We start from the raw sequence: 14,420 nt of genomic DNA, 5'->3' as shown, positions 1-14,420 counted from the left end.
GGGGCCCGTTGAAGCGGGCCCTTCTTTTCGCCCTTTTCCCTTCTCTCCTCGTATACCCCAATACAAATGGAGCACTAAGAGCCATTCCTCTCATTCCGATAGGTGTTTCACGAACCAGTTCCTGGCTATCTCCGCCACCCTGTCCAGCGCTCCGGGCTCCTCGAAAAGGTGAGTCGCGCCAGGGATCAAAGTCAGCTCTTTTTCAGCGGTCAGGAACTCCAGCGCCTGTCGGTTGAGGCGCAGGACGGCGGAGTCGCGCTCCCCGACGATCAGCAGGGTAGGGGCCGCTACCTGGGGCAGAAAGGGGGTGGCCAAGTCGGGTCGGCCTCCGCGGGAAACCACGGCATCGATGGCGCCGCTCATCTCCGCCGCTGCCAGCAGCGCCGCTGCCGCGCCGGTGCTCGAGCCGAAATAGCCGAGCTTCCTTTCCCTCCCCTCCGGCCGGGCCCTCAGCCAGCGGGTGACCGTCAGCAGACGCCGCGCCAGCAGTTCGATGTCGAAACGCCTTTCGGAATCGGCGTCCTCTTCCCGGGTCAGCAGGTCGAAGAGCAAAGTCCCGAGCCCGGCCTGCTGCAGAAAACGGGCGACGAAGGTGTTGCGGGGACTCAGGCGGCTGGAGCCGCTCCCGTGGGCGAAGATGACCACTCCCTTCCCCTCTGCCGATATCCCGAGAATCCCATCGAGAGTGACACCATCGAGGTCGATCCGGACATCTTGTTCCATCTTTCCTCCTTAATCTCTTTGTGCGCCTTCCTGCTACTTTTATTAAGACCATGCTAGCAGTCTCTCCCCTGTCGTCAAGGCGCTCCACTCAGTCGGGGGCCGGGAGGCAAGAGAAAGAATATCGGTCGTTTAGAACCAGTTCGATATTGTCAGATTCACTGAATTCTGCTAGACTCCGCGGAATGAATACCAACGCCGTCATTAAAAGATGCCCCCTTTTCTCTGGGGCCACTGAAACCGACGTGAGCCACCTGACCGAGGTATGCAAGCACCGGGAGTATGCCAAAGGTGAAGTACTCTTCTCCGAAGGGGAAAAGGCCCAGGGATTTTTCGTCGTCGCCTCGGGAAAGGTGAAGATCTATAAACTTTCCCCAGAGGGGAAAGAACGCATCCTCCATATCGTGCATCCCGGCGGCACTTTCGCCGAGGCGGCCATCTTCGGCGACGGCCTCTATCCGGCTTATGCTGAACCTCTTGAAAAATCTCAACTCCTCTTCTTTCCCAAAAGGGAATTCCTGGCCCTGCTCCGGGACCATTCTCAGATCGCCATCAACATGATCGGCGGGCTCTCGCGCTTTCTGCGGCAGTTCGCCACCCAGATCGAGGAACTCACCTTCAAGGACGTCCCGGCTCGCCTGGCCCGCTATTTGCTCGATCTGGCCGGTGACGAGGCGACGCGTGTCGAACTTCCCATCTCCAAGAGCCAGCTCGCTTCCAACCTCGGGACCGTGAGTGAGACTCTTTCCCGTACCCTGCGAAAACTCTCCGATGATGATGTGGTCCGCGTGAACGGCAAGACGATCGAAATTCTCGATTACGACCGGCTTGAGGACCTCTCGCTCAAGTGCAAGGAATGATGATGGCGCTTAGCCATCCTCTGAGTTTTTACGAGTGCATCAAATTCCAGGCATATATTTAAATACACACAAATCTGATTGAAGCTTGACTTCCGTCAAGGCCCTCCCTGTCTTTTCCCCCTTATACTGATCACCATGAACGCTGACGCCGATCGGAATTCCGCACTGACCCGCAGGGAACGCAAGGATCTCAAGGTGCTTGCCCTTTTCACCTCTGTGTATTGCGGAGCCCATCATGCGGATCAAGGCTCGCGGGACCACTTCGAACCGGACGAGCCCGGACTTCAGGGACTTGGCCTGGAGCGGTACCGGCTTTGTGCTGACTGTGGTGGGTTTCTTTCCTACGCCTTGTCCCGGCGGTTGCGCTGTCCCCTCAATCCGAAACCGGTCTGCAAGCATTGCCCTGTTCATTGCTACCGCCCCGGGCACCGGGAGCGGGTGCGGGAAGTCATGCGTTTTTCCGGCAGGCACCTTCTTCGGTGTGGGAGAATCGATCTGCTCTGGCATTACTTCTTTTAACCTCTTTCCGCAAAAGGAGGCTACGATGCTGTTGACTGTTTTCTGCGCTTTTCTCGCATCTGCCTGGTTGGCGACCGTCCTCACCGCTTTCTGCCCCCTTCGCGCCTACCGCCGGCGCCGAGAACTCGAAGAGGATGAATAGGGGCGGCCCATTTGGGCGCTTTGGACCGCAATCCGGCCCCTGTGGTATTATAATGAAGATCGATATTTGGACATTAGTTCTTACATAGGCGGCGGCTTGCCGTTCAGAACTTGATTGCAGGGGAGAGTCCGATGAAAAGAGAGATCGTAAAAATAGATGAGGAAAAATGTAACGGCTGCGGCCTCTGCGTTCCGGCCTGTGCCGAAGGCGCGATCCGGATCGTCGACGGCAAGGCACGGCTGATCGCCGACAACCTGTGCGATGGCCTGGGCGCCTGCCTCGGAGACTGTCCCCTGGATGCCATTACCATCGAGCAGCGGGAAGCCGATGAATTCGATGAAGAGGCGGTGGAGGAACACCTTTCAGCGAAGCTGGAAAAGCCGTCCCCGGCGGCTCATTCCTCCCACCATGGAGGCTGTCCTTCGGCTCGCCTGATGACCTTCGGGAAAGAGGAATCCTCACCGGCTAAAGAAGAGATCGGCAACCGTCAGTCGCAACTTCGCCAGTGGCCGGTGCAGATCCACCTGGTACCGCCGAGCGCCCCCTTTCTCAAGGATGCCGATCTTCTTCTGGCGGCCGACTGCGTCCCCTTCGCCTATGCCGATTTTCACCACGATTTTCTCCGGGACAAGGCTCTGCTCATCGGCTGCCCCAAACTCGACGACGGCCAGGCCTACCTGAACAAACTCACGGCCATCCTCGAAAATAACGATATTAAAAGCCTCACCGTCATGCACATGGAGGTTCCCTGTTGTTCCGGGCTCATCGCCATTGCTCGCCAGGCTGTGGCCGCCAGTGGTAAGGGTGTTCCCTTGGAGACGGTCAGGATCGGGATTCAGGGAGAACGCAAATAAGGGCCCGAGGCGTTCATGCAGGTTATAATTCAATCTGAACTTGTTTAGATTTGTTAATAAGTAGGTTCACACTGCTTTTAAATTCGTCTTTATCAGATTATGTGGGCCTCCGAGAGCAGATCCGAGTGATTCGTGCTGAATGATTCTGAATATTTAAGTCCCAGTTATGGAAACGGCCGCCGAGTGATCATTTCGGCGGCTTTTTTATACGCAAAAACAGGTAATTGACACACTATGCCCGTGAGGATATGCTGGGAACAGCTTTATGACCACCGGCGGAAATCATTGGGCCGGAAAAATAGGATGAGGATGATTGCATGAATGACCGAATGACTGGGAAAAAGGATTCTAGAAAAGGCAGGAGCTTCAGGTATGCCCTGCTGTTCTTACTTCTCGGCGGCTGCATGCTGCTCAGTTCCTGCGCAGATCTGGGTTATTACGTCCAGTGCGCCACCGGTCATTTCGGGGTCATGAACAAGTGTACGCCGATTCCGGAACTTCTCCAGGACCCGGAAACCCCGACTGCCCTCAAGGGGCAGCTTCAGACAGTGCTGGCTATCCGTGACTTCGCGAGCAGCGAGCTTGGACTGCCGGACAATGGCAGCTACCGCTCCTACGGCGACCTCGGCCGTCCCTATGTGGTCTGGAACGTGGTCGCCGCCCCCGAATTCTCCCTGGAACCTGTTCAGTGGTGTTTTCCCGTGGCAGGTTGTGTCTCTTATCGCGGATACTTCGAGCGAGAGGAGGCGGAGAAGTTCGCCGACAGGCTGCGGCGGGAGGGGAAGGAAGTTTATCTTTACGGAGTGCCCGCCTACTCTACTCTTAACTGGTTCGACGATCCTGTTCTAAACACCTTTCTCGGTCGGTCTGAATCCCACCTTGCAGGAATGATCTTTCACGAGCTGGCTCATCAGCAGCTTTACGTCAAGGGGGACAGTTCTTTCAACGAGGCTTTCGCTACCACGGTGGAAATGGAAGGGGTGCGAAGGTGGCTGGAGCATGTCGGCAATTCCACTGGCATGACCGATTATCAGGATTATTTTGATCGCAATGAAGCCGTGCGCCGGATTTTAGCCGAAGTGCGGTCTGAACTGGCCTATCTATATGCAGGCAGCCAGCCGAAAGCGGAAATGCGCCGGGAAAAGGAGACGATCATCGCGAAGGGCAGAGAGCGCTACCAGGAACTCAAGGAAAGCTGGGGAGGCTACAAGGGATATGATAATCTCATGGCCGATCTGAACAACGCGCGACTCAGTTCAATGAGCACCTATCATGATCTTGTACCGGCCTTTCAGCGCCTCCTTTATGAGAAGGAAGGACAGTTGGCTGATTTTTACAGTGCCGCAGCAAAACTCGGCAGCCTTCCCCCCTCCGAACGGATAACGCGCCTGCAGACTTCCGGTCAGGTGGCGCAGGTCGAGCCGGGTGCAGATGCTACTACCCATTAATGCATTTCAGTCAATATCTATACATGTATTCGGCCTTCCCCTCACTTCGTGCGATCTTCCTCGTAAGTCGTATTGAAGGAGTAGGAGGCCACTTTCCCCTCGTCGTCGAAGCGGATCAGCAGGTCACGGGTCTGCTCCGGTCCGAAAAGGGAGTAGCGGTAATGGGCGTAGGTCCAGGTTTTTTTGCCGTCCTCGATTCCGGTGCGCCAGGGATTGCCGAACATGCGCTGGATTTCCGACCGGTCCGTCTCCCCGATGGTGATGTTGTCGACGGAGTGGGCAGGGAATTCCCGACCTACCGTGGCGCATCCGACGCCGAGAATGGCTATGGCGAGAAGCAGGGCGAGAAGTCTCTTTTTCATCATTCCTCACTAACCAAACGGGGCCCCTAGCGGCTCTGTTCTATCATGTAATTGACGGCGGCCCGGATCTCCTCCTCGCTGAGAGAGGGATTGCCTCCCTTTGGTGGCATCGCGCCGATGCCGTTGATGGCGTTCTGCACCATCTGCTCTTCTCCTTTTGCGATGCGGCTGCTCCAGGCCTGTGCATCGCCTGTCTTTGGCGCGCCCGCAACGCCAGTGGCGTGGCAGGATGAACAGGCCTGCTGATAGATCCCTTCCCCCTGACCGCCGGATGTCGTTGCTCCGGTTCCGGACTGCTCCGCCGTCCCCGGGGATCCGGCAGCCATGGTTTTCGATTCTTTCTCCTGCCCTGCTGTTTTCGTTTGAGCCTCTTCCTGGCTCTGACCGGTCATGGCGCTCTTCTGCTCCGCCGGCGTCTCCTGTTTTGGCGTCTCCTGTTTGGCCCCTTCCGTTTTCGTATCTTCCTTCTTGCTGCAGGCAAGGGTGATATGGAACAAAACCAGCAACACCATAATCCATTTTATTCGATTGTTCAGCATCTCGCATCTCCTTTATCGACTACCAGATTCAGGGTTCAGCTTAGCAGTTAATCTACATTCCGCCAGCGGGGGATGGAAAAATATTTACTTCATGTTAGGGAGCATGCGGCTTTTCTCGAGAAGATGTACACGCTAAAATATAAAGAGAGGAGGATGAGAAGAAGGGGGTTATATGCCGAACCGCAGGGAACTGGCTAAAATTCACATTGCAAAAAAAGAGTTGAAGCTTGACGACGACACCTATCGCGGGGTCTTGTGGGACCGCTACGGAAAGGAATCAGCCGCCGACCTGAGCGAACGCCAGGCTGCCGACCTGATCGATCATTTCCGCCAGAAAGGGTGGCGCCCCTCCACCTTCCGTCAGACAGGTCTGATGCATGTCCTCTGGCGCAGACTTGCTGACGCCGGTGCTGTCGACCATCCCGGCGCTGAATCTCTGGCCGGCTTCGTCGAGCATGCCATAGGAAAGGACGACCTGCGCAAGCTTACCGTCTTCGAGGCGAGCCGGGTCATCGAGATGCTGAAAAAATGGCTTGAGCGGGTGGAGGGAGGGAGAGATCTGAGGCATTGATTTCCGATACCGGTTGAATCTTCGGGGTTCTCCCTGCTATATTAACATCGTTTACGGTGTCTCTCTGAGGATGTGTCGGATCGATCGCCCACTGTGCATTTAACGAGGAGGACGGGATGGATAATCGCTATATCATGACCGCTTTCGGACAGGACCGTCCGGGGATCGTCGCCGATGTGACCAGACTTCTGTTCGATAACGGTTGCAATCTCCAAGAAACCACCATGACCCTGCTGGCCGATGAATTCACCTTGATCCTGCTGTTCACCAGTCAGAACCCGGGAATAGAGGACCTTCTGGCTCGGGAGTGTCGCCGGTTGGAGCGGGACAAGGGGATATCCGCCTTCCTGCGCCCGTTGCAGAAGCGCCGGGAAAGCGCCGACCGGGAGGACGTCGTCTGCGTGTTGCACGTCGAAGGGGAGGATCAGGCGGGCATTGTCTACAAGATCAGCCAGTTTCTGGCCGACCATGGTGTGAACATCTTCAATCTTCAGTCCACGGTCAAGGCCTCCCCGGGAAGCGGGACGACCATCTACGTGATGGACATCCACGTTCACCTTCCAGGCAGCGGTGCGGCCGAGCATTTTGAATCGGGTCTATCGGCGGTTGCCGACGACCTGAACGTCGATATCACTGTCTCCGCCGCGTGAGAGGTGAGGCGTGAGGCGGGTTTTACTCCTCACACCTCACCTCTCATGCCTCTGTCGATTGCCTTCTCCGAACTCTCCGACCCTCTGAACCAAGGTTTTCTCCATGGCCAAGAAGATATTCATCTCCGCCACCAGCAAGGACTGCGGCAAAACCACCATCAGCCTTTCCCTCCTCTATCATGCCCGTAAGCGCTACGAGCGGATCGGTTTTATCAAGCCGATCGGACCGAAGCCGATCGATTTTCTCGGACGCCGGATCGATACCGATCCGGCGATGATCGCCCAGGTCTATGGCCTGGAGCATCTTATCGACGACATGTGCCCGGTGGTGGTCGAGCCGGGGATGACGCAGGAGGTGATCGAGGGGAAGATCCCGGTGGCAGAATTCGGAGGACGCATTATGCGGGCGGTGGAACGCCTGGACAGAGAATGCGACTTTCTCATTATCGAGGGGGCAGGGCACAGCGGAGTCGGTTCGGTGCTTGGTCTCTCGAATGCCCGCGTTGCAGCGATGGTCGGTGCGCCGGTGATGATGGTGACCAGTGGTGGGGTGGGAAGCTCAATTGACGCGGTCTGCATGAATCTGGCCCTGTACGAGAAGATGGGGGCGGAGGTCAGGCTTCTGGTGGCGAACAAACTAGTTCCCCAAAAGCGGGACAAAACCGTGCATCTGCTGCAGCTCGCTTTTCAGGACGCCGAATTCGAAGTGATTGGCGGCTTCAATTTTCAGCCGGTACTTGCCCATCCGACCCTCAAGCACGTGGCCCATATCCTGGGAATAGAAGTGAACGGGAACAGCGAGAACCTGATGCGGATCGTCCATCATGTGCAGATCGGTGCAGCCGCCACCCAGCGGGTAGTCGACCTGCTGCAGGACGACACCCTCCTGACCGTCACCAGTTCCCGGGACGAGCTGCTGGTGACCCTGGCCAATCTCTATTGCCTTCCGGAATTCCGCCCAAAAATAGCCGGTCTGGTCATCCCCGGGGTGGCGCCGATAACCCGGATCACTCAGCAGATCCTCGACAAAAGCGGCATTCCCTGCCTGCGCACGAACAAGACAACGGCCCAGGTCTTTCTCGCCATCAATGAGGACGTCGCCAAACTGACTGCGGAGGATGTCGAAAAGATAGGTCTTATCCAAAAGCTGGCGCGAAAAAGGTTCGATTTCGACCTTATCGATCGCCTCTTCTCCTGATGACAGGCGGATTGAACCCTTTCTTCCATCACGATACAATTTTGTGCAATTAAACGCCTGGGGAAAATCTTTCACAATGGGTTGTGATCAATTACACTGGGACAGAATATAGAGCCTGAAACCTGATTCCGCATCGAACTGCAACCAGGGAGAAATCCATGTCCGAAAATCTCGACAGATTCCGGCTCGACCGGGAAAAGGCCGTGCTGCTGGTGGTGGATGTCCAGCAAAGACTTATTCCCAGCATGGACACGGCGGTCTATGCTAGCATCTTGAGGAATATCGATCTCCTGATCAAAGGAACAGCCGAACTGAAGATGCCGGTTATGGCCACCGAGCAGTATTCAAAGGGGCTGGGCAAAACCGTACCCGAACTCTCTGCCGCTTGTGAAAGTATCGTGGTCGAGAAGATGACCTTCGGATGTTGCGGTGAGCCTGAGTTTCTCGAGCGTCTCAGGGATCTCGGCCGCTCTCAGGTGATCGTGACAGGCATGGAGGCGCATGTATGCGTCTACCAGACCGTGCTGGGGCTGATCGAAGGCGGCTACGACGTTCACCTGGTGCGTGATGCCATCATTTCCCGGGGCAAGATCGATTATCTCAGCGCCCTTGACAACGCCGCCCGCGCCGGCGCGGTGGTTACCACCGCCGAGACCGTGCTGTTTCAGCTCCTGTACACGGCCTCCGCACCTGAGTTCAAGGCGGTATCCGGAATGATCAAGAGCAAGTGATAAATGCAAGCTGTAAGCTGTAAGCTAGAAGCTGTAAGCTAGAAGCTAGAAGTTATAAGCTGTAAGTGCCAAATGACGAGTGACCCGCCGTCGCCTTCGGCTATGGCGGGCAAGCGAGTGATATGCCGATCAAATATCTGCTGTGTCCCGCCTGCGGCGGCCATCGTTTCTATGTGCACAATGCCGCCGGCGAGGAAATCTACTTTCATGTCGATCCCGACCGCAAGCCGTTTCCGACCGAAGTCTCCCATGCCGATCTCTCGGGACTCGATTTCTCCAAGATTGCCTGTACGGGCTGTTCATGGACGGGACCGATCCGAAAACTGGTGCGGATTTTCTGCGGTTGAGCCGAGATGAAAAGAGAGGGTAGCATGCTTCTGCCATTACTTGAAAAACGTCGCAGTATCCGCAAGTTTCAGCCTGAACCGTTGAGGAAGGATGAAATCGACATTCTGGCAGAAGCGCTCTTGCGTTCGCCTTCGTCGCGGGGGCGCAATCCCTGGGAGTTCATCGTCGTCACCGATGAGGTGATGCTGGATGAGCTCGCCCTCGCCAAGGAGCACGGTTCCGCCTTTCTGAAAGGGGCGCCTCTGGCGGTGGTGGTTTGCGCCGATCCGGAGCGCTGCGATGTTTGGGTGGAGGACTGCGCCATCGCCTCGATCATCGTTCAGCTGACCGCGGAATCGATGGGACTGGGGAGCTGCTGGGCCCAGATTCGCCTGCGGCCCCACGGCGACGGGCGCAGCGCGGAAGAGTACCTGAGGGAGGTTCTGGGCTTGCCGAAGCGCTATGTGGTCGCCTCGATTATCGGCATTGGGCATCCGGACGAAAACCCTCCGGGACATCCGAAGGAATCCCTGCCGTTCGATAAAATCCATATCAACACTTATCGCCGCTCCGCTGAGGAATGACAAGCAAAGACCAGGAAGAGAAATTCATAAGAGAGCGCCTCGTCGTCTATACGGACGGGGAGGAACTGGCCAACCGCATCACGGTCGGCGCGGGAGCCCTGATGAGCGTTGTCGGACTTGTCGCGCTGGTTCGGATAACCGCTCAGCAGGGCGACCCCTGGCGTGTTGCGAGCTGCTCTCTCTATGGGGTGACCCTGGTCCTCTTTTATATTATTTCCACCTTGTATCACTCGGTTCGGCGGCCGCGGCTCAGGTACGTCTTCAGGATTCTCGACCATGCCAGCATCTTTTTGATCATCGCCGGCACTTATACCCCCTTTACGCTGGTCAGCCTGCAGGGCGCTTGGGGCTGGTCGCTTTTCGGCGCAGTCTGGGGGTTGGCATTTGCCGGAGTGGGTTTCAAGGTGGTGATGACCGCCCGTTTTCGCATCCTTGGCCCGCTGCTCTACCTGGGCATGGGCTGGCTGATCGTCATCGCCTACGAACCGCTGGTGGCTGCGGTGCCAGGGGCCGGGATCGACTGGCTGATCGCCGGCGGTCTTTTTTACTCGGGGGGGCTGATCTTTTACGCCTGGGACCGTCTTCCTTTCAATCATGCCGTTTGGCATGGGTTCGTTCTGGCCGGCAGCGCCTGCCATTATTACGCCATTTTCCGGTATGTGGCGCCCATCTGAAGAAGGAGGATGCTATGAAGCAGCGCGTTTCCCCCGAAGAGTACATTACTCTTTTGAATGAAGAATTGAAGCTCCATCCCGAGAGTGTAGAGGAGATGGAATTCATTCCATCCCCGGAGGGCGCCCGGGGCGAGGATATTGTCGGTTACATCCTGAAGAACATGAACGGGCGCAAGGACATCTTCGCCGCTGTTTCCCAGAAAATTTTCCTTCAGTATCGCACCAGGTGAATTTATCGATGCATATTTACAGTTATTTTCCCACTTCTCATTTCAGCGAGCGACTGGAGAGGATCAGGAAGAGCGACCCCCCAGGGCACGAACGGATCTGGAAGGTGATTCACCGCCTTCTGGCCCATCCCGGCGATGCCGACGGCAAAATGCACGGTCTGCATCACGGGCGAATGAAGAAGTACGTGGGGCGCCGGGATTACCGTCTGATCTATTACTGGTGCGAGGAGTGCCGCAAGGAAAACCGCCGCCTCGAAGACAAGTGCGGGCACTGCTCCGAGGTAGGAGACCACAGTGTCATTTTCTTCGATGTTTATCACAAGAACGAAATCAACAAATTGTAATTCTGTTGTTGTGCACAGCGCGAAGTCGTTGCCTTTAAGGGAGATATTCTTTGCGAACCCGATTCGGGCATGGTATGTAAAGTCCTTACGAGGATAAATCCCCCATCCCAATTTCCGCAATACGTGAATTCATGACCAGCCAAAAATCCAGATCAGAAAGCCGGTGGGCCCTGAAAACCTTTCCGGAGATGGAAAAATCGCTTAAGAATCTTCTGGATGTGCACTCCATGGCCCGCCCGACCATGCTCGCCGTGCTCGTGGGGCTGGTAGCCGGGTTGGGTGCTCTGGTCTTCTACTTCGCCGCTAATTTCGTGGAGGGATATTTCCTTCATCATCTCGCCGGCTACCATCCCCCTGAAGAGGGGGCGAAGGCGCTCGCTCACCTCGGGGAAACGGCGATCGATTCCCTGCACATGGACCATCGTTGGTTCCTTTTTCTCATTCCGGTTATCGGCGGCCTCGTTTCCGGCTTTCTCGTCTTCAAATTTGCCCCTGAAACCGAGGGCCACGGAACCGATGCCGTCATCGACGCCTGCCATCAAAAAGGGGGTTATATCCGCGGACGGGTGCCGCTGATCAAAGGAATCGCCTCAGTAGCGACCATCGGCACCGGCGGTTCGGCGGGACGGGAAGGTCCCATCGCCCAGATCGGCGCCGGTTTTGGCTCTTTTCTCGCCACCCGACTCGGCCTCTCGGCCGCGGACCGGCGCATCCTGCTGCTGGCCGGCATGGCCGGAGGGATCGGCGCCACCTTTCGCTCTCCACTGGGGGGCGCCCTCTTTGCCGTTGAGGTTCTTTACCGCGATCCCGAGTTTGAACACGAAGGCCTCGTCCCCTGCATCATCTCTTCGATCATCGCCTATTCCCTTTTCGGCGCGGTGACCGGTTGGCAGCCGCTTCTTGACACTCCGCGCTTTCGCTTCGATCACCCGCGCGAACTGATCCTTTATCTCGGTCTGGGAATTCTCTGCGCTCTCCTGGGAAAGTTTTACGTTCAGGTCTTTTACCGGACGCGGGATTTTTTCCGTCGCCTGCGTATGCCCACGATGCTCAAGCCGGCCCTGGGCGGATTGCTGCTCGGGTTGCTGGCCATGGTGGTTCCCCAGGTACTCGGTTCCGGTTACGGCCTGGTTCAGGCGGCGCTTTACGGGAAAATCGCCTTGTGGGTCATGGTGGTGGTGGCCGTGGCCAAAATCCTGGCTACCAGCCTGACCATCTCTTCTGGAGGCTCCGGCGGCGTCTTCGCTCCCAGCCTGGTCATCGGCGCCATGCTCGGAGGCGCCTTCGGCGCCGCGGCGGTCCACTTCTTTCCGTCCGTGGTTCAAGATCCACGCGCCTATGTCCTTGTCGGAATGGCCGGCTTTTTCGCCGGCGTTGCCAACACTCCGGTCGCCACGCTGATCATGGTCAGCGAGCTTACCGGCAACTACGGCCTGCTGGCCCCTCTCATGTTGGTGTGCGTGGTGCCGATGATCGTTCTGCGCCGAAACACCATCTATGAAAACCAGGTTCCCAGCCGGATTGATTCACCCGCCCATCTCGGGGAATTCGTCATTGATGTCCTTGAGGGACTCAAGGTTTCAGACCTCAAGGACCAGGGTCGAAACCCGACATTCATTCCGGAAGACTTGAGCCTGCATGAGATACTGCAAAGGATTGCCACCGCCGATGGGGCCTACTATCCCGTGGTGAACGATCAGGGGATGATGACAGGAATTTTTTCAATCAATGACATCCGCCGCATTCTCCACGAGGAGATTCCGCCGGGTCTTGTTCTGGCTCGAGATATAGCTGTTGCCCGAGTGGTGAAGATTCAAACTTCGGATACCCTCTCCAAGGTTCTGCAGAAGCTGTCTGGGCGAGGTCTTGAGGAGATTCCCGTGGTCGACGAGGAGGAGCCCGGAAAGGTGCTCTTCATGCTCTCCCGGCGCGCGGTTCTCTCCCGATATGCCGCTGAGTTGGAAAAATACAAGGGAGAATGAGGGGAACATGGGTGAGGATACAAGGGAGGAACTTGTGACCGATTTTCCCGGGAGAATCCGGGCCGCCATGGAGGCGTATTTCGGAGCTGATAAACGTCGGATCGAGCATGCCCTTCAGGTGGCCGGGTATGCCAGAGAGCTGCTGGCCTATATTGATGCAGACGAAATGCTGACCATGGCCGCCGCCTATCTTCACGATATCGGAATCCCGGAGGCCGAGCGCAAGTACGGTTCGTGCGCCGGACCCTACCAGGAGCAGGAGGGTCCCCCTGTCGCGCGGGAAATCCTGAGCGGGCTCGGCGCTCCCGAGCGCTTCGTATCCGCCGTCTGTTCCCTGATCGGCTCGCACCACACACCGGCGGCGATCGACTCCCCCGAGTTTCGCATTCTCTGGGATGCCGACGCCCTGGTGAACCTGGCCGAAGTCCTCCCAGCAAAAAGCCATGATGAGATCCGTGCCATTCTTGAAAAGTGCATGCTCACCGAACCCGGTTTCCGCCGCGCCATTACTCTTTTTCTCCCATGATGTTGATTTAGCCCTGGGATACGGGATCATTCTTAAAAGCGCGAAAAAGAGATTGACACTCCGGCCGCGAGTTGCTATAAATTCAGCCTCATATCAGGGCGTTTAGCTCAGCGGGAGAGCACTGCCTTCACACGGCAGGGGTCCACAGTTCGATCCTGTGAACGCCCACCAAAGAAATCAAAGGGATCAGTCGACAGCGGCTGGTCCCTTTTTTTTCTTCCGGCTCTACTTCCGGTTGACCAAGTATTCAACCAAGCGTCACTTGCAAATCCAAACTACCTGCTACACTTAAAAAGAAGGGACAATTCAATTTTATTGGGAGGGTTGCCCTTAACCGACTATTCATTGCGTGCTTTCCAATATGGGCTGTAAACAAAAAGAGGACCCAGATGCCGATAAATGTTCTGATATGTTGCAAAACCTATCTCCTTGCTGAAGGTCTGAAAAGGCTTCTTGAAGACGACGAGGAGATCGACATCGTCGGGATTTCCTGCAGCAATGGCGATCTGGAAGAGATGCTGAAACTGGATCACGATGTTGTTATTGCCGATCATGGCAGTTGCAACACGATCTTCCGTGATTTCCGCGCTGAAGAATCCTTAAAGGTTTTGCTTTTAAGCAACAGTTCGAACCTTTCCCTCCCCTATAAAGATTTGCAGGAGGTGGTCTCTAAGGGCTTGGTCGGTCTGGTTTCTAACAAGTCTGACTCCAAGTTGCTCAAAAAGGCAATCAGGACAGTGCATTCCGGAGAATTGTGGATAGATCGAAAGACGATAAACAAATCACTTCACCGCCCCGATGTTGCGAACAAGGAAATGCATCTGACTAAAAAAGAGATGGAAATCCTGCATTATCTGTGCTCCGGCTTTACCAACAAGGAGATGTCAGAAAAGCTCTCCATCAGCGAACCGACCGTGAAATCCCATGTTAACCATCTTTTTAAAAAATTCGGTGTCTCAAACCGGCTTAAACTGGCTATTTGCGCCGCCAAAATAAAGTCCGATCCTGATGAACTGAAAGAAGCATAGTTTCACGCGCTCATCCACTTCCCGCTAACCTTCCAATACCCTGTCCTTTGTTCTCCACTCAGCACGATATCACCTCCAGGTCTGGCCGCTCAGCTTTTCAACCACACCAGATTTTACAGATGCGCGACCAC

At 56.1% G+C, this 14,420-nt stretch carries 19 protein-coding genes and 1 tRNA gene; 17 read left to right on the top strand and 3 right to left on the bottom strand.

Translation table 11 applies throughout. The annotated features are described in order from the left end of the window. Window positions 1-90 precede the first annotated feature (90 nt). Entirely contained in the window at window positions 91-723 is a 633-nt protein-coding gene (locus tag DTF_RS0104115; RefSeq protein ID WP_027714288.1) for a dienelactone hydrolase family protein, read from the bottom strand. 242 nt (window positions 724-965) lie between these two features. Between DTF_RS0104115 and DTF_RS0104110 the strand changes: the two genes are divergently transcribed. The 4 genes from DTF_RS0104110 to DTF_RS21820 all read left to right on the top strand — a co-directional run bounded on the left by DTF_RS0104110 (window position 966) and on the right by DTF_RS21820 (window position 4,543). Further along, window positions 966-1,580: a Crp/Fnr family transcriptional regulator gene (locus DTF_RS0104110; RefSeq protein ID WP_162148590.1), complete on the top strand. Its 615-nt coding sequence runs from the start codon at window positions 966-968 to the stop codon at window positions 1,578-1,580. Window positions 1,581-1,715: 135 nt separating this feature from the next. Then, entirely contained in the window at window positions 1,716-2,099 is a 384-nt protein-coding gene (locus DTF_RS25960) for a nitrous oxide-stimulated promoter family protein (RefSeq protein ID WP_081702787.1), read from the top strand. Between the two features lie 273 nt (window positions 2,100-2,372). Then, the gene (locus tag DTF_RS0104095) at window positions 2,373-3,095 is read left to right on the top strand and encodes an ATP-binding protein (protein WP_027714285.1); all 723 of its coding nucleotides are present in this window, start codon (window positions 2,373-2,375) and stop codon (window positions 3,093-3,095) included. Between the two features lie 317 nt (window positions 3,096-3,412). Beyond that, the gene (locus tag DTF_RS21820) at window positions 3,413-4,543 is read left to right on the top strand and encodes an aminopeptidase (RefSeq protein ID WP_051360870.1); all 1,131 of its coding nucleotides are present in this window, start codon (window positions 3,413-3,415) and stop codon (window positions 4,541-4,543) included. Window positions 4,544-4,584: 41 nt separating this feature from the next. Here DTF_RS21820 and bamE read toward each other — a convergent pair whose 3' ends face one another. Then, window positions 4,585-4,908, bottom strand: coding sequence for an outer membrane protein assembly factor BamE (gene bamE, locus DTF_RS0104085; protein WP_027714284.1), 324 nt, complete (start codon window positions 4,906-4,908; stop codon window positions 4,585-4,587). Between the two features lie 23 nt (window positions 4,909-4,931). Further along, on the bottom strand, window positions 4,932-5,444 hold the full coding sequence (locus DTF_RS25165; protein ID WP_051360868.1) for a cytochrome c5 family protein: 513 nt from the start codon (window positions 5,442-5,444) through the stop codon (window positions 4,932-4,934). Window positions 5,445-5,616: 172 nt separating this feature from the next. Between DTF_RS25165 and DTF_RS0104075 the strand changes: the two genes are divergently transcribed. The 13 genes from DTF_RS0104075 to DTF_RS0104015 all read left to right on the top strand — a co-directional run bounded on the left by DTF_RS0104075 (window position 5,617) and on the right by DTF_RS0104015 (window position 14,289). Then, window positions 5,617-6,015, top strand: coding sequence for a regulatory protein GemA (locus DTF_RS0104075; RefSeq protein ID WP_027714283.1), 399 nt, complete (start codon window positions 5,617-5,619; stop codon window positions 6,013-6,015). Between the two features lie 116 nt (window positions 6,016-6,131). Next, window positions 6,132-6,665 carry a glycine cleavage system protein R gene (locus DTF_RS0104070; protein ID WP_027714282.1) on the top strand — a complete coding sequence of 178 codons (534 nt, stop codon included), beginning with the start codon at window positions 6,132-6,134 and terminating at the stop codon, window positions 6,663-6,665. A gap of 103 nt (window positions 6,666-6,768) precedes the next feature. After that, the gene (locus DTF_RS0104065) at window positions 6,769-7,863 is read left to right on the top strand and encodes an AAA family ATPase (protein ID WP_027714281.1); all 1,095 of its coding nucleotides are present in this window, start codon (window positions 6,769-6,771) and stop codon (window positions 7,861-7,863) included. Between the two features lie 158 nt (window positions 7,864-8,021). Then, on the top strand, window positions 8,022-8,594 hold the full coding sequence (locus DTF_RS0104060; protein ID WP_027714280.1) for an isochorismatase family protein: 573 nt from the start codon (window positions 8,022-8,024) through the stop codon (window positions 8,592-8,594). A 122-nt stretch (window positions 8,595-8,716) separates the two neighbouring features. Then, a complete protein-coding gene (locus tag DTF_RS0104055) occupies window positions 8,717-8,941 on the top strand; it encodes a hypothetical protein (protein WP_027714279.1) in 225 nt (74 codons plus the stop codon). A 24-nt stretch (window positions 8,942-8,965) separates the two neighbouring features. Further along, window positions 8,966-9,505 (top strand): nitroreductase family protein, encoded by a 540-nt coding sequence (locus DTF_RS0104050; protein WP_027714278.1) that lies wholly within the window; start codon window positions 8,966-8,968, stop codon window positions 9,503-9,505. Continuing rightward, window positions 9,502-10,179: a hemolysin III family protein gene (locus DTF_RS0104045; RefSeq protein ID WP_081702786.1), complete on the top strand. Its 678-nt coding sequence runs from the start codon at window positions 9,502-9,504 to the stop codon at window positions 10,177-10,179. Before DTF_RS0104050 ends, DTF_RS0104045 begins: the two co-directional genes overlap by 4 nt. A gap of 14 nt (window positions 10,180-10,193) precedes the next feature. Next, window positions 10,194-10,409, top strand: a complete 216-nt coding sequence (locus DTF_RS0104040) for a hypothetical protein (RefSeq protein ID WP_027714276.1) — start codon at window positions 10,194-10,196, stop codon at window positions 10,407-10,409. An 8-nt stretch (window positions 10,410-10,417) separates the two neighbouring features. Further along, window positions 10,418-10,753: a type II toxin-antitoxin system RelE/ParE family toxin gene (locus DTF_RS0104035; protein WP_027714275.1), complete on the top strand. Its 336-nt coding sequence runs from the start codon at window positions 10,418-10,420 to the stop codon at window positions 10,751-10,753. Window positions 10,754-10,941: 188 nt separating this feature from the next. Next, window positions 10,942-12,735: a chloride channel protein gene (locus tag DTF_RS0104030; RefSeq protein WP_027714274.1), complete on the top strand. Its 1,794-nt coding sequence runs from the start codon at window positions 10,942-10,944 to the stop codon at window positions 12,733-12,735. Window positions 12,736-12,742: 7 nt separating this feature from the next. Next, the gene (locus DTF_RS0104025) at window positions 12,743-13,261 is read left to right on the top strand and encodes an HD domain-containing protein (RefSeq protein WP_051360866.1); all 519 of its coding nucleotides are present in this window, start codon (window positions 12,743-12,745) and stop codon (window positions 13,259-13,261) included. A 96-nt stretch (window positions 13,262-13,357) separates the two neighbouring features. Beyond that, a tRNA-Val gene (locus tag DTF_RS0104020) sits at window positions 13,358-13,432 on the top strand. Between the two features lie 218 nt (window positions 13,433-13,650). Beyond that, window positions 13,651-14,289 carry a response regulator transcription factor gene (locus DTF_RS0104015; RefSeq protein ID WP_027714272.1) on the top strand — a complete coding sequence of 213 codons (639 nt, stop codon included), beginning with the start codon at window positions 13,651-13,653 and terminating at the stop codon, window positions 14,287-14,289. Window positions 14,290-14,420: the final 131 nt, after the last annotated feature.

Source organism: Desulfuromonas sp. TF (genome assembly GCF_000472285.1).
In the GTDB taxonomy this organism is placed as follows: domain Bacteria; phylum Desulfobacterota; class Desulfuromonadia; order Desulfuromonadales; family ATBO01; genus ATBO01.
The sequence above is the reverse complement of the archived record's forward strand: the minus strand, read 5'-3'. Positions and strand labels throughout refer to the sequence as shown.

Excerpts from the sequence above, each read along its gene's own strand:
- DTF_RS0104070 (WP_027714282.1), top strand. The coding sequence starts at position 6,132 with ATGGATAATCGCTATATCATGACCGCTTTCGGACAGGACCGTCCGGGG.
- DTF_RS0104035 (WP_027714275.1), top strand. The coding sequence starts at position 10,418 with ATGCATATTTACAGTTATTTTCCCACTTCTCATTTCAGCGAGCGACTG.
- DTF_RS0104115 (WP_027714288.1), bottom strand. The coding sequence starts at position 723 with ATGGAACAAGATGTCCGGATCGACCTCGATGGTGTCACTCTCGATGGG.
- DTF_RS0104065 (WP_027714281.1), top strand. The coding sequence starts at position 6,769 with ATGGCCAAGAAGATATTCATCTCCGCCACCAGCAAGGACTGCGGCAAA.
- DTF_RS0104040 (WP_027714276.1), top strand. The coding sequence starts at position 10,194 with ATGAAGCAGCGCGTTTCCCCCGAAGAGTACATTACTCTTTTGAATGAA.
- DTF_RS25165 (WP_051360868.1), bottom strand. The coding sequence starts at position 5,444 with ATGCTGAACAATCGAATAAAATGGATTATGGTGTTGCTGGTTTTGTTC.
- DTF_RS0104055 (WP_027714279.1), top strand. The coding sequence starts at position 8,717 with ATGCCGATCAAATATCTGCTGTGTCCCGCCTGCGGCGGCCATCGTTTC.
- DTF_RS21820 (WP_051360870.1), top strand. The coding sequence starts at position 3,413 with ATGAATGACCGAATGACTGGGAAAAAGGATTCTAGAAAAGGCAGGAGC.
- DTF_RS0104030 (WP_027714274.1), top strand. The coding sequence starts at position 10,942 with ATGGAAAAATCGCTTAAGAATCTTCTGGATGTGCACTCCATGGCCCGC.
- DTF_RS25960 (WP_081702787.1), top strand. The coding sequence starts at position 1,716 with ATGAACGCTGACGCCGATCGGAATTCCGCACTGACCCGCAGGGAACGC.
- DTF_RS0104045 (WP_081702786.1), top strand. The coding sequence starts at position 9,502 with ATGACAAGCAAAGACCAGGAAGAGAAATTCATAAGAGAGCGCCTCGTC.
- DTF_RS0104095 (WP_027714285.1), top strand. The coding sequence starts at position 2,373 with ATGAAAAGAGAGATCGTAAAAATAGATGAGGAAAAATGTAACGGCTGC.
- DTF_RS0104050 (WP_027714278.1), top strand. The coding sequence starts at position 8,966 with ATGCTTCTGCCATTACTTGAAAAACGTCGCAGTATCCGCAAGTTTCAG.
- bamE (WP_027714284.1), bottom strand. The coding sequence starts at position 4,908 with ATGATGAAAAAGAGACTTCTCGCCCTGCTTCTCGCCATAGCCATTCTC.
- DTF_RS0104015 (WP_027714272.1), top strand. The coding sequence starts at position 13,651 with ATGCCGATAAATGTTCTGATATGTTGCAAAACCTATCTCCTTGCTGAA.
- DTF_RS0104075 (WP_027714283.1), top strand. The coding sequence starts at position 5,617 with ATGCCGAACCGCAGGGAACTGGCTAAAATTCACATTGCAAAAAAAGAG.
- DTF_RS0104060 (WP_027714280.1), top strand. The coding sequence starts at position 8,022 with ATGTCCGAAAATCTCGACAGATTCCGGCTCGACCGGGAAAAGGCCGTG.
- DTF_RS0104025 (WP_051360866.1), top strand. The coding sequence starts at position 12,743 with ATGGGTGAGGATACAAGGGAGGAACTTGTGACCGATTTTCCCGGGAGA.